Source organism: Myxococcus sp. NMCA1, assembly GCF_026810205.1.
GTDB lineage: Bacteria > Myxococcota > Myxococcia > Myxococcales > Myxococcaceae > Myxococcus > Myxococcus xanthus_A.
On sequence record NZ_CP113950.1, the window covers coordinates 4,740,567 to 4,763,584 of the forward strand.

At 66.9% G+C, this 23,018-nt stretch carries 13 protein-coding genes; 1 reads left to right on the plus strand and 12 read right to left on the minus strand.

Going from position 1 to position 23,018, the window contains the following annotated elements:
- Window positions 1-50: 50 nt before the first annotated feature.
- From OZ403_RS19755 to sppA, 5 genes are all read right to left on the minus strand, one after another.
- On the minus strand, window positions 51-1,286 hold the full coding sequence (locus OZ403_RS19755; protein WP_268784841.1) for a PD-(D/E)XK nuclease family protein: 1,236 nt from the start codon (window positions 1,284-1,286) through the stop codon (window positions 51-53).
- Window positions 1,283-7,618 (minus strand): DEAD/DEAH box helicase, encoded by a 6,336-nt coding sequence (locus OZ403_RS19760; RefSeq protein WP_268784842.1) that lies wholly within the window; start codon window positions 7,616-7,618, stop codon window positions 1,283-1,285. The genes OZ403_RS19755 and OZ403_RS19760 overlap by 4 nt, the downstream gene beginning before the upstream one ends.
- Window positions 7,615-10,620 (minus strand): hypothetical protein, encoded by a 3,006-nt coding sequence (locus OZ403_RS19765; RefSeq protein WP_268784843.1) that lies wholly within the window; start codon window positions 10,618-10,620, stop codon window positions 7,615-7,617. The genes OZ403_RS19760 and OZ403_RS19765 overlap by 4 nt, the downstream gene beginning before the upstream one ends.
- A 376-nt stretch (window positions 10,621-10,996) precedes the next feature.
- A complete protein-coding gene (locus tag OZ403_RS19770) occupies window positions 10,997-12,070 on the minus strand; it encodes a lipid A deacylase LpxR family protein (RefSeq protein ID WP_268781455.1) in 1,074 nt (357 codons plus the stop codon).
- 25 nt (window positions 12,071-12,095) lie between these two features.
- Window positions 12,096-13,913, minus strand: a complete 1,818-nt coding sequence (gene sppA, locus OZ403_RS19775; RefSeq protein WP_268781456.1) for a signal peptide peptidase SppA — start codon at window positions 13,911-13,913, stop codon at window positions 12,096-12,098.
- Between the two features lie 78 nt (window positions 13,914-13,991).
- On the opposite strand from sppA, the gene OZ403_RS19780 reads away from it, so the two are divergent.
- Window positions 13,992-14,315, plus strand: coding sequence for a hypothetical protein (locus OZ403_RS19780; protein ID WP_268781457.1), 324 nt, complete (start codon window positions 13,992-13,994; stop codon window positions 14,313-14,315).
- Between the two features lie 19 nt (window positions 14,316-14,334).
- On the opposite strand, the gene rtcA is transcribed toward OZ403_RS19780, so the two are convergent.
- From rtcA to OZ403_RS19815, 7 genes are all read right to left on the minus strand, one after another.
- Window positions 14,335-15,417, minus strand: coding sequence for an RNA 3'-terminal phosphate cyclase (gene rtcA / locus OZ403_RS19785; protein WP_268781458.1), 1,083 nt, complete (start codon window positions 15,415-15,417; stop codon window positions 14,335-14,337).
- A 153-nt stretch (window positions 15,418-15,570) separates the two neighbouring features.
- Complete coding sequence (locus OZ403_RS19790) at window positions 15,571-17,508, minus strand: CocE/NonD family hydrolase (protein WP_268781459.1); 1,938 nt, start codon at window positions 17,506-17,508, stop codon at window positions 15,571-15,573.
- 69 nt (window positions 17,509-17,577) lie between these two features.
- Complete coding sequence (locus OZ403_RS19795) at window positions 17,578-19,011, minus strand: sigma-54-dependent transcriptional regulator (RefSeq protein ID WP_140791993.1); 1,434 nt, start codon at window positions 19,009-19,011, stop codon at window positions 17,578-17,580.
- A complete protein-coding gene (locus tag OZ403_RS19800) occupies window positions 19,001-20,338 on the minus strand; it encodes a sensor histidine kinase (protein ID WP_140791995.1) in 1,338 nt (445 codons plus the stop codon). The genes OZ403_RS19795 and OZ403_RS19800 overlap by 11 nt, the downstream gene beginning before the upstream one ends.
- A gap of 28 nt (window positions 20,339-20,366) precedes the next feature.
- The gene (locus tag OZ403_RS19805; RefSeq protein ID WP_140791997.1) at window positions 20,367-20,570 is read right to left on the minus strand and encodes a hypothetical protein; all 204 of its coding nucleotides are present in this window, start codon (window positions 20,568-20,570) and stop codon (window positions 20,367-20,369) included.
- Window positions 20,571-20,907: 337 nt separating this feature from the next.
- Window positions 20,908-21,519 carry a YdeI/OmpD-associated family protein gene (locus OZ403_RS19810; protein WP_140791999.1) on the minus strand — a complete coding sequence of 204 codons (612 nt, stop codon included), beginning with the start codon at window positions 21,517-21,519 and terminating at the stop codon, window positions 20,908-20,910.
- Window positions 21,520-21,565: 46 nt separating this feature from the next.
- Complete coding sequence (locus OZ403_RS19815) at window positions 21,566-22,843, minus strand: hypothetical protein (RefSeq protein WP_268781460.1); 1,278 nt, start codon at window positions 22,841-22,843, stop codon at window positions 21,566-21,568.
- Window positions 22,844-23,018 lie beyond the last annotated feature (175 nt).

Sequence of the window (23,018 nt, forward strand, 5' to 3'; positions counted from 1 at the left end):
CGATGGCGTGTCACGCCGGAAGGATAATCACGCGGCACCTGGATTATGCATCACTTGGTGAGGAACACCTGAGTCGTCCACGCTGATGTCCACGGTTTCGGGCCTTCCTCATGGAAGTTGAGGGGATGGACGAACTGCCCGCTTCGAGCGCCTTCGAGTGTTTGTAGCGCGTAAATCCAGATGGGCTCACCGATTTGACAGAGGCGGGATGGGAAGTGTCTGCGCGCGAGGCCGGCCACCAGCCGACGCTCCCCTTCCGGGGACCGGATACCGACGCGCAAAGTCGTAGTGCCTGCCTCGATGCTCTCGACCACGCCCCAAATGTCCAATGGGAGCGGCCTTTGGCCCACACCCACCCAGTTCGACCTCCACCCCTCTTCGGCGTACTGCGTGTAACTCGCGCAGCGAGGCCTCTGTGGGCAGTGCATGCATGAGGGCCCCGCCGTTTCGTAATCAACGGCGGTGGCTGCCGCCTGTCCCCACGGCAGTTTCTGGCCCTCTATCCTGCTGCGGAGGACGCCGAGCGTCTCCCGGCGTCCATCCACGTCGAAGACTCCGCTGTCGGCGACGACCTCCAAGCGGAAGCCTTTAGGCCTTGGGCTGGCCATGTCGTCCAGGGCGAGCGCGTAACCCTGTAACTGCAGGACGTAACCTTCCTTCAGATGTCCTTCCGGTTCGAGCACTGCTCCGGACTTGAAGTCACTGATTCGGACGATATCGTCCTCAGTCCACTCAACGAAGTCCGCCGACCCTCGCAGGTGCAGCGGCTTGCTACTCAGGGGCACCTCGGTTCGTTTTAGTCCCCGGGCTAGTTTAGGGGGAGCGCCGCTGGCCATGGGGACAGGGATGGGCTTTGAAGGGAGCTGCGCCACGGCGAGCGAGCGAAGGTGCACCAGCACATTGTGCCAGGCGATGGGCGCCCAGGCCCGGCTCAAAGGGGCGCGCCAGGGCTCCGTGCGGCTGAGTTCCCCATTCATGCGTGCCACGGCCTCATCGACGAGGCGGCCAGCGATCAGCCGGCGGCCATCGGCGCTCTCCAGCATGCCCCACTCCGCCAGCGGCACGGCGGGCACGATCCCTCCGGCCCGCCACCACCCCTGAATCGCAGCCTCAAGGATCCAGTGACGGAGCGTGCCTAGCAGCGCACCGGGGGCTTTCCCGGGCAGCGCGGCATGCCGGTCCAGCGCCTTGCGCTTGCACGCACGCGTTCCCAGCAGATCTCCGAGACGCGAGAGCCCGAGTTCGTCGACCACCTGGAACGTCGCCGCGTCACGTGAGGGCTTCACACCAGCCCCTTCATCTTCCGATAGACCTGCACCGGACGCCGCATCAGGTCGAACGCCGAGATGAACCCCACCTGATCGCCGCTGGCCATGACCTTCTCGATCGCCACATCGAGACGCCCTCCCTTCAGCGCGCCGACCTCCCTCGCCCAGAACGAGTGCACTATGAGCCACTGCTTGGGTGACGGCCCTCCGGGCAGGGAGAGCGCGGTGAGCGCTTCGTAGGGGGTCGCCTTGGTGTCCGGAAAGCGTGCGACGAAGTCCCCCACCGCCGTCTTGACGTACTGGTCCCACAGATCGGTCGAGGGAGAGGCGTGCCCGTTCGTCAGGCCTGCCGAGAAGGCACTGCTCCTGAGTACTTCGAGGAAGGCGAGGCCGAGGCGCCAATCGAGCAACGCATGATACGCCCGGTTTCCGTACCGCAGGAGGCACTTGTAGCAAGCTGCGGTGCACTCTTTATCGTGCTCCTGGGTCAGCAGCTTCCGGGGATACTCGTTCGGATGATCGAGGATGCTGCAAATGAGCGTCTGGAGTACGCTGTGCTCGGACAGGCGGCGGCAAAAGCCAGAGCCGTTGACGAGGCGATCCGCCACGACGAGGAGCGGGCCTACTTCAGCCCCGTTCTGGAAGAAGACACGAGGTTCCAGGACGTCGAACTCGTCTGGGTCGGTGTCGAACTCCAACGCAGCCCGGTTGACCAGGATGGACGCGGCCGACACCGCCGCAGCACGGATGTCGGCGCGCGAGTTCTGCGTCCCGCGGACGACACCGGTGAGATCGAGGAAGCTGGGCACTACGCCTGGGCGGATGGCCAGCAGTTCGGTGATGCGCGGGGCCATGAGCAGCATCGGCTGCGTCGCCGAATCTGGCTCCTCGGTAAAGTGCTTGGAGCTCTCCCAGTCCATTTTCTCGATGCAGTTCCTGGCCACGTATTGGCCCTTCTCGGCTGGAGTCGCACTGTCCGGACCGAGAACGAGCCCGTACCTGAGGCGGCGTGAACCGGAGACGAATTCGGTTCCTGCCACCTCGGGAGAGGCGGCAGCCTCCGTTGGATCTGGGCCGGGGTTAAGACGGAAGAGTGTGGCCTGGGCCAGAAACTCCATCGCGGTGTTCAGCCCAGCAACGTGATCCTGCGGTGACGTGTCGACGGCGGCAATCAGTGCGCGGTGCGAGCGGATCAGCACATCGGGATCCTTGAGCTCGACCGGCCACAGGTTGGTGCGGAATGCCTGTGGCTCGCGGCAGAGGTAGCCTTTGCTGGCGAAGGCCGACCGACAAGCTTGGCACGTCCCCGGCGACGCTTCGGTAGCCGACTGCTTCCAGGCACCGCACACGCGGCATTCGAACAGATGGATGGGGCTGCCCAGGGCGGGAGTGTTCGCCTTGATAGTGGTGATGTCCCCCGGACGTCCAGAGGGGCCGATCCACTCCGGCAGGCGGCCGACAACGGCCGTCACGCGATGGATACGCTTGTCCTTGACGAGCTCCTTGCCAGGGCTGAACTCGTATAGCGCGAGATCGAGGTCGCGCTCGATGCTCTTCCACTCGAAGCCTCGATTGCCGTGGGTCTTGCTCTTCACAAGTTCGGTATAGAGCGACCGCACGCGCGTCGGCATGCCGAACATGGGAAGAAGCCCCTCGTCGGCGAGTGATTCAGCCAGGGCGTCCTCATCCGTGTGCGGCACGAGCTTTCGCTCGATGTCCTCGATGAGCTTCTTCGGAGTCACTGCATCGAGCCAGTGGCTATGGTGCGGGTCCCCGTCCGCAAGCGCGCGGGCGACCTCCGCAGTCTGGGCGCTATTGCTCTGCAGCTCCGCCTCAAGCAGCGCCTTCCAGTTCCTCGCCGGGTGGACATCGTTGCCCGGGTCTCCATTCCTCCACTGTGAGACGTACATGAACTCGCCGTGCACATCCCCTGGCTTCATCGCATCAGCCGGCCACTGACCGGGTGAGTCCAACTTCTCGTTCTCCGGGTAGTACTGACCGGCCGGGAAGAGCTTCCCTCGCAGGCTGGCGAAGGCCGTGGTGAGTGCACTCTTGCGAAGCAGCCGCTCCGCGACGAGGTCCATGTTCTTATTGAGGAACGGCGACGGTGGCTCCTGGCCCGTCATCAGGTCCGGCCGTTGGAAGTAGTACACGTCGTGGCTCTTCGTACGGCACACCGTGAAAACGGTCGAGAACGCCTGCCCGCGGCGGCCAGCGCGGCCAGCGCGCTGCTGATAGTTGAATCGCTGCGGCGGCATGTTTGCCTGAAAAACGCTCTGCAGTTCACCGATGTCGATACCGACCTCCATCGTCGTCGTGACCGAGAGCAGATCGATCTCCTCGCGCCGCCAGTACCGCGCGGGCGAAGGACTGTCCTCGTCGGTCGAGGCTCGCTCCACCTCGATGCCCTTGAAGTCCACCTGCCGCTCAAGCGGATCGTCCGTCTGCCCTGTGAGTTCCTCGCAGTGCAGCCGGAAGGTGGCTTCGTTGGACTCCCGCTTCCGCGTCCGGTCGATTCGCAGCGCCAGGTAGTTCGCCGTGCGCAGCTCTCCAGCGGTGGAGTTCGGAACCGTCGGGAGCTTCTCGCCACAGCGGGTGCACAGCCCTACCCCTTTGTGGAGGTGCGCACGCCGACACTGCACGCAGAGCCAAGCGGGATCATTCTTTTCGGCGACGCGGAAGACGAGCCCCTTGAGAGAGATGATGCCCTTGGGGTGCCCTGCTCCCTGCAACTCCGCAAGGACCGCTTCGAATGCATCTTGGGGCTGCTTGCCGAGCCATGCCTCGATGAACCGCTTGATGCGGCGCGGGAGGAACTTCGGTGCCTCGTTCCACTCCTTGCTCTCGTAGGGTGTTGGGTCCGAGCGATAGCTCTCCGCCAGCACTCGGGCGAGAGCGGAGAGTTCCTCGCGCCGCTGCTGCTTCAGATCCCCTTTGGCGATGAGCAGCGTTCCTAGCCCAGCCTGTTCCGCCGAGAAGTACCCCTTGTGAAAGAGCACCTCCGGAAGCAGGGTCCTCGCTCCGTCGACGAGCGCACGCTGCGCTGCCGCGACATGGTCCGACGGGGTGCGCTGGCTCCACGTCAAAGGCGCCTTTCCTTCGAGACCGTCGAAGAGCTCGTGCCACTCGAAATATCTGCGCTCTTCTCTCTCTTTGCCGTTGTGCAGTCGGGCTACCCCTGCCTCGTCGCTCGGATGGATGCCGAGCTGGACGAAGCGCTCGATTAGGGGCAGCACGCGTTGCCCTGCAGCGGGGTAAGTGAACTCCAGCAGAGAAGTCAGGGGAACCTCCAGGGGTTCCTCCCTAAGTATCTTCTCAAGGGCATCGACATCCGCCTGGAGCTTATCGGCGGCGCTTGAGAACGCCTCCCTGGTCATTTCATCGGTGACACCCTCAAGCTTCTTCCGCATCTTGGCCAGCTTCTCGGTCTTCTCAGTCTTCTCGGCCCGTGCCGTCTCTTTTTGCGGTTGCCCCTCCTCAGCATGGCGCCGCGCCACGTCGACGAAAACGTGCCGCCGGAGATCCTGGTGGTGATAGCGCTCGATGTCGTACGAGGCACTCGCCGCGTCCTGCCGGCTATCGGAGAAGCACACGAGCTTCGAGGGTGCTCCGGACTTACCCGCCTCCACGACTTGTGCCCCGAAGAGCTCGCCCGCCAAGAGTTGCGTCGTCTTGCCGAAGCCGGTGCGGAAGTTCCGGATAGGAGAGGCTCGGCCCCGGCGCTTCTTGCCCTCGGGTGGCGAATAGTCCGTGCCGCACGCTGGGCATGCTCCAGGGACGTTCGAACCCGGCTTCTCGTCCTTATGGGTCCGGAAGAACAGGAACCCTCGGACTTGATTGTGGCCCGGTGCGCTACTGGACTTCTTGAACGGTGACGTCTGCTCCTCGCGCGCGACGCCCGTCCGTGCATCGAGTACGGCCTTGACCCAGTACTCCGAAGTGTTCTCCGAAGTGTTCCCCGACTTGAACGGCTCCCTTGACTGGTTCGTCGTGGGCCAGAAGACGGCCTGGGTGTCGTAGCTCAGAGTCTCGAACAGCTCGCCAACGGCCTTTTCGGGCGAACCGTCGAGGGAAGGCTCACCGGGCAGCAGCTCCGTTTCCTTCAGTCCCTTCACTCCGGAGGGCGTTCTGTCTGTGCGGCCTGCTACGAAGAGTTCTCCGCAGCATTCGCAGTACAGGACTTCGAATACCCGGGCCTCAGTGCCAAACCGGGGAGTCTGGTCGATGCTGAGCTTGCCCACATGGCGCTCGCCGAGCCCCTTCTCTCCGTCTGTCTTCCCGGGCTCGGGCGCGACACCGACGAGGAGCGGAGCAAACAGCCCTTCGATTGCACGGAAGAAGGCGTGTACCCGGAATGAAGGCGCCTGGATTCTCTTCTCACCAGGGAACCAGTCCTTGCCGTGGAATAGCTCTCCCGCGCCACGGACCAGCATCAAGCCTCTGAGCGCCGAAAGAGCCACTACGTCCGATTCGCCAAACAGGGCATTGGCCACCTTGGACAGGGGCGTCGGCTTCTTCTTGCCCTCCTCGGTCCGTAGTCCTCGCGCAATCCACTCTCCCGAACACTCGATGCACTTGCGGATGAGTTCGGGGCCCAGCTTTCCAGAAGACGAGCCCAGCAGGGCCGTCGCGACGCCCTGCCAGACTTCCGGTGCTTGCAGGGGATTGGCGGGAGCAGCCGCGTCCGCGATGCGCCCGCTGGTCTGGAACGCCTGACTGAGGCTAGCGCTCTTCTCCAGGAAGGAGACGAACGGCGCGGGATGTAGTTGGTCCCCGCAGGGAATGGCCGCAAGATCACGCTCACCTGGGACGACCGACTTTCCCCACTCGGCTTTCGCCTCGGAGATGCTCGGTGCCGACTTCGGTGCGCGGTAGACACCGCCGAAGCCGAACATGTCCCAGAGGTATTCGATACTCTCGTCCCGATTCGCTTTACCAGTGACGGCCGAAGTGCCCTCCATCGGCAGCGAGGCGCTCGACGAGAGCACCCGCAGCTTGTGCCGATGCTCCTCCTTGTCGAGCCCAAGTCGATGGATGAGGAGCCGCAGCAGATACGCCACCTCCGTGCCTGCCATGCCGCGATGCAGATGGAGCTCGTCCAGGACGAGGAAAAAATAGGCGTCATCCGAGGAGGCGAGCCATTCCCGCGTCTTCTCCAGGATGGGAGCGTCGATCTCCCGCGTGAGCAGGATGTTCAGCATGCTCACGTTGGTGACGAGGATGTCCGGCGGGTCGGCTTGCATGTCCCATCGATGGACGAGCTCTGCACCACGCGGCGACGGGAAGAGGAAGCGGGTCTGCTCCCGCTGGCTCGAATCCAGCCGAGCGAAGTCCTGCTTCGTCTTGCCGGGGTTCTCTCGCAGGAACTTCTGACGGTCGTACTCCGCAGCGGCCTCCTGGGTTCGCTCAAGCGTCAGGAGCTCTTCGAAGAGCTGCTTCGCCTTGCTGTCACGGCGATCGAGCTCATCCTCGTTCGCCGGGTGAATGCGCGGGTGGATATCCCAGCCGGTGACAGGAGTAAGACCGGTGTACCGGCCGAAGAAGATGCGGTTCCCCTTGAAGTGATTGCGGCAGACTTCAGCCGCGAGTTCGGAGTCCAGAGCACGGCGTAGACGCACCAGCTGATCCTCGACCAGAGCGTTCATCGGGTAGAGAATCAGCGCGCGCACCGCCGACTTGCGCGTCTGTTCCTTGCGGTGGGAGACGAACGTCCTGACGGGGGCATTGCCCTTGACGTTTTTCCCGAGCGGACGCCGGGACTTGGGGAACACCTCGGGATCGTCGGCCTTGCCCGTCCAGCGCTGGTAAGGAGTGCCATTCGCCTGGCACCACCACAGCTGCTTCAGGAAATCGCCACCAGGTGCGGACCAGCCTACCGCCTCGCGGGCCAGCTTCGCGAAGATCGGCAGCAGGAACGACTCCGTCTTTCCGGAGCCAGTTCCACTCGTAACGATCCCAGGGGCTCCTGGCACGGTCCCTCGCCGCAGCATCTCAAGCTGATGCTGGTAGAGCGGGTAGTCCGCCTCCCTGGGATAGGCATCCTTCTGGGCGGGGAATTCCTCAAGGCGGTGAGAAGGGAAGAGCCCCGCCAGCGCGAGCTCCTCGAATGCCTTACGTTCCTCGTCCGTGAAGCCGGGCAGTGTGTCCCGCCCCAGCGCATGGAGCGCGATTTTCGAAGACTTGTACCTGGGCAGCTCCTCCAGGAGCGGCTCCGTACATAGCTGGCCAGCCTGCTCAAGCAGAGCTCGGCGCTCCTTCGACACATCCAGGTTCCGGATGGCGAACGCGGTCTCAAGGTAGGTGAGGAATAGCTCGCGCGTGCGCTCGAAGACGCCAATCGGGTCTCTCATCGGTCAGCTCCGGTGGCAAAGCCCAGGCGAGCGGTGACCGCCCTGAGGAGGACCTCGCTCGTGAAGTGGTAGAAATACGAGCCGCTGTCCGAGCCCGGCAGTGAATCGCCGGAGAACGCCAGGATCCGGGCAAGCGGCAGGGGCAGATAGCGCCCTGGCTTCATCCTCAGATCCCTTCCCTCGGATGCCCACGGCGGCTCTCCGCGCACCGCATGCGCCGCGAGGATTGCAACCGTCCGGCTGAAGAAGGAGGCAACGGGCTTTCCGCGCTGCTCAAGAACGTACTCATCGGCCTGCGCGTGGCGAACGACACGCCACAGCTCGACGTCCTGCTCCCCTCGGCGGGTACGGGAGAAGGTGCCCTGGCTCCAATCTAAGCAGCGGAGCCGCTGCGCGCGGGGAATCGCGTCCGGCTGGCGTGCCGGGGGAATGCGCCGGACGAGCTCAAGGAGCTGTTCGGTCACATCCTCGACGCGCGGAACGAACCAGGCCCCTCCGAGCCCGAGTTGCTCACCGGCGCTCAGCACCGTCTCCAGCTCCTGGAACCGCCAGCGCGGCACCTGGATGCTCCCATCACCCGACATGAGCTCGGGCATGGCGGTGCCGCCATTTCGCTTAAGCTCGCCCGCAACGCGACCCCGCGTTGCGGCGTCGGTCAGCCCCGCGAGCGTGGCGATCCAGCCCACGGAAGCCCGGTGCAGGCGCAGGTGCGGCTTGACCGCATAGTAGCTGCGCCCGGACCACTGCCCGTTGTGGTGGGGCGTCAGGAGCGCCGACTCACAGAGCGCGTGGACGAGGTGCCACTGCTCTGCCACCGTGCCGTTCCGCAGCGACGAGCCACACAGCTCAAGCAACTCGCGCTCGGTCAGCCCGCTCTTCCTGTTCTTCGCCACCGCGTCGAGGACGGCGAGGAGGGTACGGGGCGTGGACGGCTGCACCTGCTGCGCTCCGGTATCGGGCGGCACCTGCTGCCGGCGCGGTTGCTTGAAGGTTCGGCGCGGCAGCTCCGGCTCGACATGCACGCAGACCGCTCGCGACGAGGGCTTGCGGACCTTGGCGAAGGCGGAGACGTGGCTTTCCGGAATGACTCCCTGCTCGCGGGCGCGGTCGACGAGGCCGTGCCACAGGTTCTTCAGCTTCTCGTCCTTTACGAGATGAGGGCTCGCGGGGGCGGGAGTGGCGTACTCCCTCGACCAGCTCATCCTCGGAGTCCCAGCCCTCAGCTCGAGCAGGTCGAAGCAGAGTGGAAAGCCCGCACGCTGGCTTCGGGTGAAGACTCCCTTGGCTAGTCCGAAGTAGATGCGGTCGGAGGACTGGGCGTCGAACGCGACGGTACGCTTCGACACCTCCGCTCGCATCGATCCGTCCCACGACTCGTTGCCAGCCTCGCGCTGGCGGACATCCACGCAGTACGAGCGGTGCTCTGAAGGAGCCTGCGGGCCACCCCATTCGACGAAGCCGCTCTTTCCGGACGGCTCTCCGTAGCTTCCGGAGTGCGCGGCCCTGATGAACGAGACAGCCTGCTCAAGTATACGTCCATCGGAGAGCATAGCCCGGAGCGTCCCCGGCTCGGGCTTGGGCTCGCGAACGAAGCGCCAGACACCCTCCTTCTCTTTCTTCGCGGGCGTGTCGCCAACGAGCTCGACGGTGACCGCGTTCGGCACGATTACTTCCGGTAAGAACCCCTGCGCGGCGAGATATTCGCCCCGGCCGGCACGGATGCCGCCACGCAGCCGCAGGAGAAACGCATCGGGAATCGGCCCCGAGACACTCGCCTTTCCGAGGGATGCTCCGAGCCTCCATCCCTCAAGTCCACCCACCTTGAACTCCGTCGGCTCGATGCCCTCGGGAGGGTTGCCACGGAACAGGACGGCGTCCGCGAGGGACAGCGCCACGCCGGGATCCCAGCGGAGGAGCCTCGGAAACCGCTTGCCCGGATCGTGAATGAAGGCCCCGGTCAGGGGCAGCACGCGGGTACGCGTCGCCCGCCACAACCGTGCGAAGGAGGAGTCCGGGTGCTTGCCTGCGAACACCTCGCGAACAGGCGCATCGGGATTGCCCTCCCACAGCAGATATCCCTCTCCCTCCTTGAGGACAGCCGGGCAGGGCTCGAAGGTGTACTTCCCAATCGCATCTCCTTCCCTGGCCATGAGGAAGGCCTGGGCGTCATCCTCTTCGGGTTCGTGGATGGCGAAGCCCACGGTCCCCTCCGGGCTTGCGGACTCAAGCTCCCGCTGAGCGGCGAGCACGGCACGCCAAAACGGGTGCCGAATGCGCTTGGCCATTTGCTCGGTGTCCGAGTCGACTGCCTTCTCGAAGTCCTCCAGGACGCTTCGGAATCCCAGCGTGAACTGAAGAAGAGTCCCTTTGGTCCTGAATAGGTTCCGCACGCTCTCGAAGGAGAGCGTGGCGAGTGAGAGCTCCGGGTTGCTGCCGAGGAGCTTGCGGAGCGCGGTGGCATCGCGTCCCCGGGGAAAGGTGAGGCCGAGCGTCGTGCCGATTTGCCTGAACGTGGGGTAGGTCGGGAGCTCAAGCGGGCGATAGCCTTGTCTCCGTGAGAGCCACTGCTGGAGTTCCTCCCAGGTGGCAGCGAGCCTGGTCGCTCCACTGTGCGTGGAACCGGTCTGCTCCGACAGCTTGTCGTAGAACCCCTTGCTCTCGAAACCGTCCTGCATCGACGCAACGCGACAGAGATAGAACAGAACGGCGTAGATGCCCGGCACTCCGTGGTTGTTGACGGTCCACTCGACGCCCGCGTCGATGGACTCGCTCCGGAGCGCACCGCCGACGAGCGTTTCAAACCTCTTCAGCAACTCTTCTTGACTGACATCCGGCGCGTATCGAGCCGCCGCGGTGAAGAGGAACTCGTCAGAGGTGTCGATATGGGTGACCGGATCGCGAGCGTTGGGCTCGTTGGGTTCGACGGCGAACGTGGCGCGAAACAGGCAGTTGTTCCAGTCGTCGTAGGTCAACAACCCCTGATGTGGTGCAATGTTCGTCAAATCCCCCTCCTGATGGTCCCGGCTCGCAACGAGTTATGGTGAACAGTATCTCGCCTCCAGCAGAGAGGGGAGCAGTAGGGGCATCGTAGGCTGGCACTAGATCCACAGCCTGCGTGATTCGCTGGGCGGCAGAACCGGGGGCGCGGAGGGGATCATCGACATACGCCCATGGCGTCCTTCGAGTTGCTTTGGCTAGCTCGTATTCACTGCCGTTGGCTTGCTCTCGCGCTCCTCAAAGATACGCCGCAAGTTGGGGACCCCCACTCCGACGGCGCCTGAGGAAAGCGAAGCGCGCCGCTATTGACGAGGATCCGCAGCCAGTTTTCTGTTGGCATCCGGTCCGGACTAACTGTGCGAGTCATTGGTCACCCAGGCTTCAGTGCAAGTACGACAGCTGAATCTGGGTGAACCGGTGACCGGACAATAGCGGATTCGGCGGGTCGGCCAGTTCCTGGGAGCGGAAGACCATGCTCAGCCCGAACTGGAACCCGCCCGCCCGGAAGGCCGCGCCGAATTCGCTGTCCCCGACGATGGGCTCCTTCCGGACGCTGATGCTCGGACGGAAGAGCGTTCCGTCCAGGAACAGGTTCCTCGCAACCACCCTCGCCTGCCCCCGCGCGTACAGGTAGGCCTCCCAGGCGCGTTCATCTCGAATGGTCATCAGCTCCGAGGATGCCTCTCCCGGCGCCCGCTGCGCCTCCAGTTCCTTGACCATGGACGGCATGATGGGCGCCAGGCCATACGGCCGGGCCAGATAGCCCACACGGACCGTCCCTCCCAGGCTCGCGTTCACGAAGACCGTGCCCAGCATCGCCCCGGCTGACCACGTCACGTCCACCACGGGGCTCCAGAGCAGCGGCTGCTCGCGGAGCGCGGAGAAGTGGAACGCGGGCTCGGTGGGCAACTGCTTCTCCCAACCCACCGGAATCCTTGCCACCGTGTGCCCGAAGATGTCGTTCAGCGTCCGGTGCAGCCAGCGCTGCGTCTGCGCCGCTCCGGACGCCGGGCCGGTGACGCCCACCGTGGCCTGGAGCGTCAGCCTCGACGAATCCGCGGGCGCCCTTCCCGCATAGATGTGCTGGAAGAAGATGCCGCCGTGCAGCCAGCCCCCATAGGGCCGGTCATTCGGATCCGGGAACACCTCCTGCTCCGGCAACGGAACGATGCGGCTGGGCGTGTACATGTTCTGCGCCAGCGAGCCGCCACAGAGGTACCGGTGCTGCACGCCGTCCGGAAGCCGCAGCGTCCGCGCGATGGAACGGCACCCGTCGTATTCCCCGAAGTGCTCGATGCGGACGCCGTTCGTGTAGAGCCGGTCGCTCTTGGCCAACACGTCATTCTCGAAGTGAAGGCTCGTGACGAACGGCAGCTTCTCCTCCACCTGCGCGGTGGAAGAAGCCTCCGCCTGGGCCAGACAGGATGCGGTCAGCAACGCGAGTGCCTTCAGCATCCCTCCAGTCTACCGCTCGCGCCCGTCAGCCCCCGAATGGCCACTGGTCATCAGGAAACACTCTACCCACCACGTCGGCCACCCCGAAGCGCGCGGCATCTTCAAACGCCTCCGTGCCGCCCAACCCATTCAGGCTCAAGGCCGTGGGGCACAGCGCATACGTCTGCGCATGGGACGCCCCCATCAACAGCCTCAACAGGTTCACCCGCTGCTTGGGCGCGCCATAGGTCATGACTTCGAACCGCTCCGCCGCGTCCACCTTCGCCAGCGACAGCGCATGTCGGCAGGCCTCCTCGAAGCCCGCGACCTGATCCACCAGTCCCACGGCCTTGCCGCGCACGCCCGAGTACACGCGGCCCTCCGCCAACTGGTGGATCTCCTCCTTCGTCCGGCCCCGCCCCTTCGCGACGATGTCGAGGAACGCCTGGTACATCTCCTCCACCTCGGCCTCCAGCGTGGCTTGCTCTTCCGGCGTGAAGCCACGCGAGAACGAGAGCATGGCCGCGTTCTTCCCCCGGACCAGCACCGTCTTGTGCACCCCGAGCTTCTCCATCAGCCCGGACACATCGAACTTGCCAGCGAAGACGCCAATCGAGCCCACCATGGCGTGCGGCGCGGACCAGATCTCCTTCGCGCCCACCGCCACCATGTACCCCGCGCTGGCGCACACCCGGTCCATGTACGCGATGACGGGCTTCTTCCGCGCCACACGCTGCACGGCCTCCAGCATCTGCTCCGAAGCCAGCGGCGTCCCGCCCGGACTGCTGATGTAGACGACCACCGCCTTCGACCGCTTGTCCCGCCCCGCGGCGCGCAGCGCCTTCACCACCGTCTCCGCGGTCGCCATCTTCCCACCGCCACCTTTGCCCGGGATGATGATCCCAGACACAGGCACCACCGCGACGCGCGGGTTCCGCCGCATTCGCTTCCAACGCACCGGCGGGAGGGGAACCGTGGACAGGTACGTCTCCATCGGCTCCAGCTCCGTCTCCTCCTCCCCGTCCTCCGGCTTCACCAGCCCCAGGTGCGCGGGCAGGTTGGCCTCGCTCACCAGTGCGTCCACCAGCCCCGTGTCCAGCGCCCGGCGGGCACTGAAGGGCCCCTGGTCGATCAGCGCCCGGACCTCCTCCGGCGTCTTCCTCCGCCCCCGAGCCACCACGTCCACCAGGTCCGCGTAGCGCTCATCCAGGAACGACTCCACCGTCCGCGTCTGGATGTCCGAAACGGCGGGCCTGGTGAAGAGCTCCGGTGCCGTCTTGTAGTCCCCGCGCCGGATGAATTGCGGCCGGATGCCCGCGCGCGACAGGCCCGCGCCCAAGGCGGTGGCCTCGGCGGCGTAGCCCACCAGCTCCACGCGGCCCATGGGGGGCAGGAGCACCTCGTCCGCCGCGCACAGGAGGGCATATCCCTCGTTGTCCACGTGGACCGCCCAGCCCACCACCCGCTTCCCCTGGGCCCGGAACGCCGTCAGCACCGCCACCAACGCATCCCGCTTCGCCGCGGGCACCGTCAGGTCCTCCACCTCCAGGAGGATGCCCTTCACCCGGCCGTCCTTCGCCAGGAACTCCAACGACTCGCGGAGGCGCTCCACGGACGTGACATCCGACGGCTCGGGGCGGCTTCCCCCCAGCTGCAACCGACGGCGGCGCCGCTCGCGGTACGGCGGATCCCCCGTCAGCCGGAAGCGGACGTAGGCGGGCCGGTGGCTGGCGGCCATCATCCGGAAGGGGGCGCCCAGCAGGGAGGCCAGGAGGAGGTACAGGTTGGCGAGGACGATGAAGGGCAGGCGCAGCATGGCGTCCGGAATGGAAATGTGGGTCCCCGGCCCGTAATGGACGCTCACTCAGGGTGCAAGCCCTGTTCAGTCCATCCGTTGGGTCGTGATAGCCTCCCCCGCCATATGCGATACCTCGTTCCCAGGATGCTCCTCGTCCTCGCGCTCAGCTCGGGTGGTGCCGCGCTGGCCCAGCCTCGCAAGCAGGTCCAGAATTTCCAGGCCCCCCGCGAGATGACCGCCGAGGAGCGTGAGGCCGCCAAGCAGCGCGCCATGGGCAACAACCTCAACTCCTACGGCAAGGACGTCCAGCTCAAGCAGAAGCCGATTCCGTGGATGGCCATTGGCCTCGCGGGGCTCGTGTTCGTGGTCGCCGTGCCTTTCGGCATCCGCGCCTACCGGAACACGTCCAAGGACATCGCCGGGCAGAACACCTTCGGCTCCAACCGCGGCGACGACGAAGTGGCCTGAGCCGGTCCCGGCCCGGACTTCAGGCGGGCCGGACCTCCACCGAACCTCCCGCATCCACCGTGACGCGCACGGGCAGGAAGCGCTCCACGACACGGGCGTGCGTGGTGAGGTGGTCGGTGATTCTTGCCGCCGTGAAGCGCGTGGTGCCCGGTGACGCCGGCCCCAGGCGCCCGGCGGCCAGCAGCGCGGCGGGCAGGAGAATCTGATCGGCGAGGTGCTCGTCGAGCGCCCCACCCGTCTCCATGAACCGCGCCAGGGCCTCTCCTCCCTCGCGGCCCACGTCCTCGGCGGGACGGCCCCGCTCTCCCAGCGCGGTGAAGCCCGCGATGGTGTGCTCGAACTGGGCCAGGACGAAAGTGACAGTCCCCACCGAGCGCGTCACCGCCAGCGGGCGGTTGTCCGCCTCCGCCAGGATGCCGCGCTCACGCAGCGCCCCCACGGCGGCGCGGGACTGACGATCGGCGATGGTGAAGGGCAGCCCGCCGGTGAAGGACGACACGCGGACCTCGCGCAGCATGCCTCGCGCGGGCAGCTCCACCAGCCGGGGCGGCTCCTGCGGCGCCCCCACCTCCGCGACAATCTCCCCCGCGCCCTCCGGATAGAAGCCGGCGTGTACCAGGGACAGCAACACCGGCAGGCCATACGCATGTGCCACCGGCTGCCAGACGGTGGCCACATAGTGGAAGCTGGGGCTGTGCGGCAGGTGCGTGCCGCCTCGCAAGGTCAGCCGTCCTCCGCCGGCCAGGGCCAGCGGATAGACGAGGCACTGGAAGAGCAACGGCGTGCTGCCCGCGGTGCCCACCTCCAGCAGGTAGTCGCCGGCGCGCACGGGGGCCGGGGTGAAGGTGAGCTCGGAGGCACCGACGGTGGCGCCTTCGGAAGAGGCGGCACCGCCGCACAGTGCCTCGGCGCCGCGTACGCAGGCCAGGTGCTGGGGACGCAGACCAGGCGGATCACGTCGCTCGCGCAGGCGCGTGATGTGGAACGGGCGGCCGGTGATGAGAGACAGCGACAGCGCGGAGCGGAGAATCTGCCCGCCCCCTTCGCCCTCACTCCCATCCAGTCGCACCAGCCCGGTGTCGGGCCCCTGGGTGCCGGTCATGTCCCTCCCGTTTCGGGTGCCACCGCGTGAATGAAGGCCCAGGGTAACAGGAACGCAAGGCTGGCACCCCCACGAGAACACCCTTCCCTTCGCCGCTGCACAAAAGCAGCCCTGATGGCGGCGAACGGAGGGGGCCGCGTGGGGGCCCTCGCGCTACTCGTCCAACGAGGGCAGCACGCCCACCTGGATGAAGCTGGGGTTCGCTGCGGAGTGGTAGACGCGGTGGAAGGCGCGAGTGAAGTGCTCCTCCTTCGCCTCGAAGATGTTGGGCACGTAGGTCTGCGGGTTGCGGTCGATGAACGGGAACCAGCTCGACTGGACCTGAATCATCACGCGGTGCCCACGCTGGAAGGTGTGGAACACGTCGTTGATGACGAAGCGCACCTTCGTCACCTCGTTGGGCTTGAAGGGCTTGGGCTCGCTGTAGCTGTCGCGGAACCGGCCGCGGAAGGGCTCGCCGCGCACCAGCGTCTGCTGATGGCCCCGGTTCTTCGCCCCCTTCTCTTCATCACCCTTGCGCCACCCGCGCACCTTGCCCGGGTTGACGTCCACCAGCTTCACCACCCAGTCTGCGTCGGTGCCCGTCGTGGAAACCCACAACTCCGCCTCCAGCGGTCCCGCCAGCGTGAGGTCGCGCTCCAGCGGCTCCGTCTCGAACACCAGCACGTCCGGCCGGCGCGCGGCGAAGCGCTGGTCCTCCGTCATGTAGTCCTTGCTCCAGCCCGTCATCACCTCCTGCGTGTACGGCACGGGCTTGGCCGGGTCGCTCACGTACTCCGCGAAGGACGCGCCCGTCGTCTTGGGCGCCGTCGTGGCCAGTCCGCCCTTGGGCTGGAAGTACAGCTTCGTCTCGCGCAGCCCCTTGGGCGGCCACGTGTCGAAGCGGCGCCAGCGGTTGGCGCCCGTCTCGAACACCATGGCCTCCGGCACGTCCGGCTTCGCGCCGCCCTTGAGGTGGTGCTTGAAGAAGTCCAGCGCCAGCGTCTGGTAGGCCTCGCTGGTGGCGAAGCCGAAGTCCGCGTCGCCCAGGGACTCGCCACCGCCGCGCTGCCAGCCGCCGTGCGGCCACGGGCCCATGATGAGGCTGTTGGAGATGCCAGGGTTCTGCTTCTCGATGGCGGCGTAGGTCCGCAGGGGGCCGTACAGGTCCTCGGTGTCGTACCAGCCGCCCACCGTGAGCACCGCCGCCTTGATGTTCTTCAGGTGCGGCAGCAGGTTCCGCGCTTGCCAGAAGCTGTCGTAGTTGGGGTGCGAGGTGACGTCCTTCCAGAAGGCGACGTCCCCCTTGAGGTGCTTCGCGTCCGCGTTGCCCAAAGGCCCCAGGTCCAGGAAGAACTGGTAGCCGTCCGGCGTGCCGTGCTCGAAGCGCTGCCACTCCTCGTTGTCCGTGGGCTGGGGCCGCGGCTTGCCGAAGGTGGAGAAGAAGTTGAACGCCAGCGCCAGGTTGAAGGCACCGTGGCGGTGCATGTCATCCCAGAACCAGTCGGCGATGGGGGCCTGCGGCGACACGGCCTTGAGCGCGGGGTGCGAGTCGATGGCGCCCGCCGACGCGTAGAAGCCCGGGTACGAAATCCCCCACTGCCCCACGCGGCCGTTGTTGTTCGCCACGCGCTTCACCAGCCACTCGATGGTGTCGTACGTGTCGGTGCTCTCGTCGAAGTCCTTCGGCCCCGACTTCTTCGGCTTGTGGGGGCGGACGTTGACGAACTCGCCTTCGGACATGTTGCGGCCGCGCACGTCCTGGAAGGCGAAGATGAAGCCGTCCTTCTCGAACGCCTCGGTGGGGGCCAGCGCGGGGGGATACCGGTCCACGCCATAGGGCGCGACGCTGTACGGCGTGCGCACCAGGATGATGGGATAGCGCTTCCCCGGTGACGCGTCCGCGGGGACGTAGACGGAGGTGAACAGGCGCGTCCCGTCCCGCATGGGAATGCGGTACTCGAACTTGGTGTACTGCGAGCGGACGCGTTCGGTGCGCTCGGGAGAGATGCTGTAGGGTCGCTTCGGGGCTGGCGGGGTGGACTGCGCCTGCGCCGGGCCTGCGGAGGTGGCCAGCAGGACAGCCGCGAGGCATCGGGTCACGGGATGCATGCACGCTCCTGGAACGATGACGCTGGAAGGACGGCCCGCAACACTCGAGCGGCCCGCTTGTTCCCGGAATCAGATCCGCTCTTCCCCGCCGTCGTCCAGCCCGTACTTGCGCAGCTTGTCATGCAGGGTGGCCCGGCCAATACCCAGCCGCCGCGCCGCTTCACTGCGGTTTCCACCCGCCATGCGCAGCGCGTCCAGGACCAGGCCGCGCTCGTACGCCTCCACGCGCTCCTTGAGCCCCGCGCCGGGAGCGCCGTCCTGTGGCCCTGGTCGGACCGGATCCAATGACGCCCCCGGGGAGCCACTATCCGCCCCTGCCGGCTCGGCGGAAGGCAACTGGCCTAGGTCCAAGCGCCCCTCGCTGGACAGCGCGACCAGGCTCTCCAGCGTGTTCTCCAGCTCGCGCACGTTGCCCGGCCACGGTAAGGCGCGGAGCCGCTCGAAGAAGCCGTCGGGGATTTTCAGCGGGCCAGTGTGGAACCGGTCGATGAAGCGGTCCAGGAACACCCGCGCCAGCACGGGGATGTCCTCGGGGCGCTCGCGCAGCGCTGGCACCCGGAGTTGGACGACGTTGAGCCGGTAGTAGAGGTCCTCGCGGAACGCGCCCTCCAGGGCCAGGCGGCGCAAGTCCCTGTGGGTGGCGGCGATGATGCGCACGTCCACCGTCACCGGCCGATCCTCCCCCACCGGTCGCACCTCGCCCTCCTGGAGCACGCGCAGCAGCCGGGCCTGGAGCGTGGGCGCCAGCTCGCCCACCTCGTCCAGCAGCAGCGTGCCTCCGTCCGCCTCACGGAAGAGTCCGGGCCGCGCGCGGTGGGCTCCAGTGAAGGCGCCCCGGGCGTGGCCGAACAGCTCGGCCTCCGCCAGTTCCTCGGTGAGCGCCGCACAGTTGAAGCGCAGGAAGGGCCGGTTCGCGCGCGGCGAGGCCCGGACGAGCGCGTCCGCCACCCGCTCCTTGCCCGTGCCGCTCTCACCGGTGATGAGCACCGTCACGTCCCGGGAGCCCGCCAGCTGCACGAGTTGCGCGAGCCGGGCCATGGGCTCCGAGACGAACACCAACGAGCGGGACAGGTTCAGCTCACCCGAAAGCCGCGCGTTCTCCTCGCGCAGTCGCACCGACTCCAGCGCGCGGGAGACGACCGCCAGCAGCTCATCCACCTCGAAGGGCTTGCGGAAGTAGTCGTAGGCCCCCGCCTTCATGGCCTCCACCGCGAAGCGCTCGGAGCCATGCGCGGTGATGACGATGACGCGGGGTGTCCGAGGAAACGTACTCAGCCGACGCACCAGCGCCATGCCGTCCATCCGAGGCATGCGCAGGTCGGAGATGACGAGCTCGTAGGGCCGCGCCGACAGCTTCTCCAGCGCGTCCTCGCCATCCACGGCCTCATCCACCTCCACGCCGGAGAGGCTCTTGAGCATCTCCCGCAAGGTGAAGCGAACGCCCGCGTCATCATCCACCACCAGGACGCGCGTGGTGCCGCCCTCCTTGGCCTCATCCCACATGGGCGACTCCGTGCAGTGGCCGCAGCAGCTCCGCCGGCAGCTCTCGAGGAAGCGTCAAAGCCGCCTCGCATCCGCCTCCTACCGCGTTCGCCAGCGTGACGTCTCCACCGTGCTGTCGCGCCAGGGCCCGCGCCACCGTCAGGCCCAACCCGGAGCCCTTGGCCTTGGTCGTCACGCCCGCGTCGAACACACGGGCCACGAGCTCGGAGGACAGTCCAGGACCTGCGTCGCGCACGGAGACGCGGGCCTCGCCCACGGGCAGCGCGCGGACCTCGACGGTGACCCGCCCGCCCGCGGGGCTGGCCTCGATGGCGTTGTGCAGCAGGTTCATCAACACCTGCTTCACCTTGCGCGAGTCACACATCGCCGCCACGCCTTCCGTCCCCTTGCGATCCAGCCGCACGCCGTGGCCCGCCGCCAGGCCTTCGTGCAGCACCAGGGCTTCGTCACACAGCGCGCCCAGGTCCACGGAGCTCACCGTCAAAGGTACCAGCGGCCGGGTGAAGTTGAGGAACTCCTCCAGGATGCCCTGCATCCGCACCACCTCGCCCGACAGCACCTGCAGGCGTTCGGCGGGCTGGGCGCGGCCTGCTTCGCGCGCCATGAGCTGGGTGAGGCCCTTCACCGTGGCCAGCGGGTTCTTCAGCTCGTGGGCAATCTCCCCGGACATGGCCTCCAATGCGCCCGCATATGAGCGATGCGTGGCCAGCAGCTCGTCGCGGCTGGCGAGCGCTTCGCTCAGCATGTTGTCGAAGGTCGTCCGGATGGCGCCACCCGCGGCGCTGCACACGCAGAGCATGATGGCGGTGACGAGGGCGCCCGCGACGAGCAGGACGGACGACGGCGCGCCGAGGAACCACAGGGGCAGCCCCTGAACCAGCCCGGAGATCTGGACGAAGGAGACGACCATCAGCGTGGACAGCTGCGCCATCAGCAGGCGCGAGCGCTCCCGAGGCGCCGCCGTGAGGCTCGACAAGAAGCCCAGGGGCAACGCGGCGGGGAGGACGGGGCTGGCGATGCCGCCTGTCCCCACGATGATGCACGTCAGGATGATCTGCCCCATCCACAGGTTGAGGGGCACGCTGCGCGCGTCGACGCCGTCGCGCTGGAAGCGGCGGAACTCCTGGAAGAAGCAGGTGAAGGCGCCCACCCCCACCACACTCATGAACACGCATCGCCAGGGCGCGCCGTCGATGACGGCGACACACACGGCGGACAGCAACAACAACAGCGACAGGAACAGGCGGACACGAACGAGCCGGCCGAACAGGCGCCCGAAGTGCTTGAGTTGGATGTCCTCGAAGTAGCGCTGGGTCCGCGAGTCCATGGGGTCTCTCCCGCTCACGCCTCCCCGCTCATCGTACGTCAGCCGCGTCCCCCTCGATGAGCGTCAACTGGGGCGCCGCCTTTCGCTCCGGGACGCGCGCCCCGGACACGGTCTGCCCTCCCGTTGCCGCGCGCTCGGTGGAGGACGTGCGGGGTTGGCTGGCCTGGGACGCAGCACGGCGCGGCGCAGGCCGCAGTGGCAGGCCGAAGTACAGGTACATGTCGAGCAACATGGATTGACTTCCCCTTGGCGGATGCGTGGACGCTGAAACGCATCCGGCCTGGAGCAATGATGATGCCACCGGCTGTCCGGCCATTCACCGGGGCGCGCCACTTCGCGAGGAAGCGGCGAAACGCACCGTGCCATGGGCTCCAGGCGCCCTTTCGTGAAAAAGGATGAAGTTGCGTGAGGCAACCCCGGATGTGACGTGCGCGTGAAACCACCCTGCGGGGTCGGGTCACCGCCGGGGTTCCGGCGGGGTGCCGGATTTCCGGCAGGTCCGCCGCACGGCCCTCCGGCACACGTGCGGCGCCGGGTATCGGAATGGGACTTGCCGGGCTCGTCCCCGTTCATGCGTGAAGCGATTCGTGCCGGGCCAGCATCTCGACGAACTGTTCGATTCGCCGAGCCCGCGTCTCCGCCTTCTTCGCGGTGTGGACGCGCCACAGGATGGCGTACCGGTTCGCCGCGTTGAGCGTGGCGAAGAACGCGGCCGCCTTCGCATTTGCGGCCAGGGCGCGGGCCAGGTCCTCGGGCACGGTGGCCTTGCTCTGGGACTCGTAGGCGGCGTCCCAGCGGCCATCCTTCTTGGCGAGCGCCACGACCTCCATGCCCGATGGCTTCATCCGGCCCGCGGCGATGAGCGCTTCCACCTTCTCGCAGTTGACCTTGGACCAGACGCTCTTCGCGCCCCGGGGGGTGAACTTCTGGAGCCACGCGGTGTCGTCGAAGGCGTTCTTCTGACCGTCAATCCAGCCCCACTCGAGCGCGACGTCGAGCGCCTCGGCGTAGGTGACGGATTCGATGCCCGAGCCCTTCTTCGCCAGCTTCAACCAGAGGCCGCGCGCCGAGGCATGGTTCGCTTCGAGCCAGGACGCCCATGCCGCGGGCGACGCGAAGGCAATCGTGGGGAGCTCAGCGGCGGGGGCCTTCTTCGCGGCGGCCTTCTTCGTCGGACTCATGTCGGCGTCAGCGGATAGCACGGCCCCCCAGCACCCCGCCAACACCCTACGGAGGACTCTCCGCCGCCGTCCTCGTGTCTCCCCCACCGCCCAGCAGCATCTCCTTCAATGCGCTCAGCCCCTTGCCGCCGGCGGCCCGCACGCCCTCAAAGGAATCCCCCGCCGCGCGGGCGAAGTCGTCCATGGAGCGCTGTGCGAGCCCTTGCCGCACCCGGTTCATCCACAGGACGGGCGCCAGGACCTCCCCTGCCCGCTCCGGTCCCAGGAGTGTGACGAGGATCTTCTCCGGGCCGCCCGCCCTCGCCACGAGCGCCTGTCCCAGGATGGCGGCGGCCCGCGCCTGGAGGAAGATGGGCAGCCGTTCGCCGTGCTTGCGCATCGCGTCCGCGCTGGCCTGGATGTCACGCCGCTCGGTCTCGCCCAGGTACGGACTCTTCGCCAGGGTGTCGAGGTAGCGCGCGGATTCGTCGTAGCGCTCCCGGCGGAAGTGGATGAAGGCCCAGCCCCACCACGTCAGCTCATTCTCGATGCCAAGCTTCTCCAGGGAGCCCAGGCCCCGCTCGAGGTCGTCTTCCGCCGCGCGTTCACGCTTGAGGCCCATTCTGTTCCAGGCCCGCAGGAAGTACCCCGTGGCCAGCAGCGTCTCGCGAACCTGTGCCCGCGAGGCATCCCGCACCGATGGATAGTCGCTGGCGGGCATCGCCTCGGCTTCGGACAGGAACGCATTCAGTTCCTCCTCGGCCGCGTAGTGATAGCCCGCGCCGCAGAAAGCCATCCCCCGGCTGCCGCGAACCGACACGCGCAGCCCTGGCGGCCACGCGGGCTGAGGCGTGGCGCGCGACAGCTCGTAGAGCACCAGGTCGGTCGCGGGTACACGGTTGCCCGAGTCCGCCGCGTCCAGCACGAACCACAGCGCGGAGAGGAACGCGTGCTCCTGGCCCGCGTCGTAGCCCGGCAGCGGAGGCGGCTGGCCCGGCTGGAAGCGGTTCCACAGGAGGGGGAACTCGTCTTCGTCGCGCTGCTCCAGCGTCTTCTTGGCCTTGTAGAACGCGACGCCCAGGTCCAGGTACGCCTTCGCCACGCGGAGCGCTTCTTCCTCGGAGGCAGCCTTCGCCGGCAGCTCCCGCGTGTCCGCCAGCGTCTGCCAGAGCGCGGCGACCTCGGCGGGAGCATTCGGCTGACCTTCCGCGCGCATCGTCAGCTTGAGCGCCCGGTACGGGACCAGCGAGTAGGCGTCGCGAATGCGCGCTTCGATTTCCTCCCGCTCCAGTGCGGCTCGCTCCGCATCGGACTTGCGGCAGCCGGCCAGGACCGTCAGCAGCATCACTGCGAAAACGCGTCCCAGGAGGCGTGGAGCCGAGCGTGGCGTGGAGACTGGGTTCACCCCGTCCTTCGCGTCCTTGTTCATCGGGAAAGGAAGGTATCACGGCGACCTTGGCGTACCCATGCCCCTGCCCCCTTGGGAGCCGACACAGGCAGACGGTGGCGCGTGACGGGCC

What these genes read in the sequence shown, in the direction of transcription:
- OZ403_RS19760 (WP_268784842.1), bottom strand. Translation starts at nt 7,618, where the DNA reads ATGAGAGACCCGATTGGCGTCTTCGAGCGCACGCGCGAGCTATTCCTC.
- OZ403_RS19770 (WP_268781455.1), bottom strand. Translation starts at nt 12,070, where the DNA reads ATGCTGAAGGCACTCGCGTTGCTGACCGCATCCTGTCTGGCCCAGGCG.
- OZ403_RS19780 (WP_268781457.1), top strand. Translation starts at nt 13,992, where the DNA reads ATGCTCCTCGTCCTCGCGCTCAGCTCGGGTGGTGCCGCGCTGGCCCAG.
- rtcA (WP_268781458.1), bottom strand. Translation starts at nt 15,417, where the DNA reads ATGACCGGCACCCAGGGGCCCGACACCGGGCTGGTGCGACTGGATGGG.
- OZ403_RS19790 (WP_268781459.1), bottom strand. Translation starts at nt 17,508, where the DNA reads ATGCATCCCGTGACCCGATGCCTCGCGGCTGTCCTGCTGGCCACCTCC.
- OZ403_RS19795 (WP_140791993.1), bottom strand. Translation starts at nt 19,011, where the DNA reads ATGTGGGATGAGGCCAAGGAGGGCGGCACCACGCGCGTCCTGGTGGTG.
- OZ403_RS19800 (WP_140791995.1), bottom strand. Translation starts at nt 20,338, where the DNA reads ATGGACTCGCGGACCCAGCGCTACTTCGAGGACATCCAACTCAAGCAC.
- OZ403_RS19805 (WP_140791997.1), bottom strand. Translation starts at nt 20,570, where the DNA reads ATGTTGCTCGACATGTACCTGTACTTCGGCCTGCCACTGCGGCCTGCG.
- OZ403_RS19810 (WP_140791999.1), bottom strand. Translation starts at nt 21,519, where the DNA reads ATGAGTCCGACGAAGAAGGCCGCCGCGAAGAAGGCCCCCGCCGCTGAG.
- OZ403_RS19815 (WP_268781460.1), bottom strand. Translation starts at nt 22,843, where the DNA reads ATGCTGCTGACGGTCCTGGCCGGCTGCCGCAAGTCCGATGCGGAGCGA.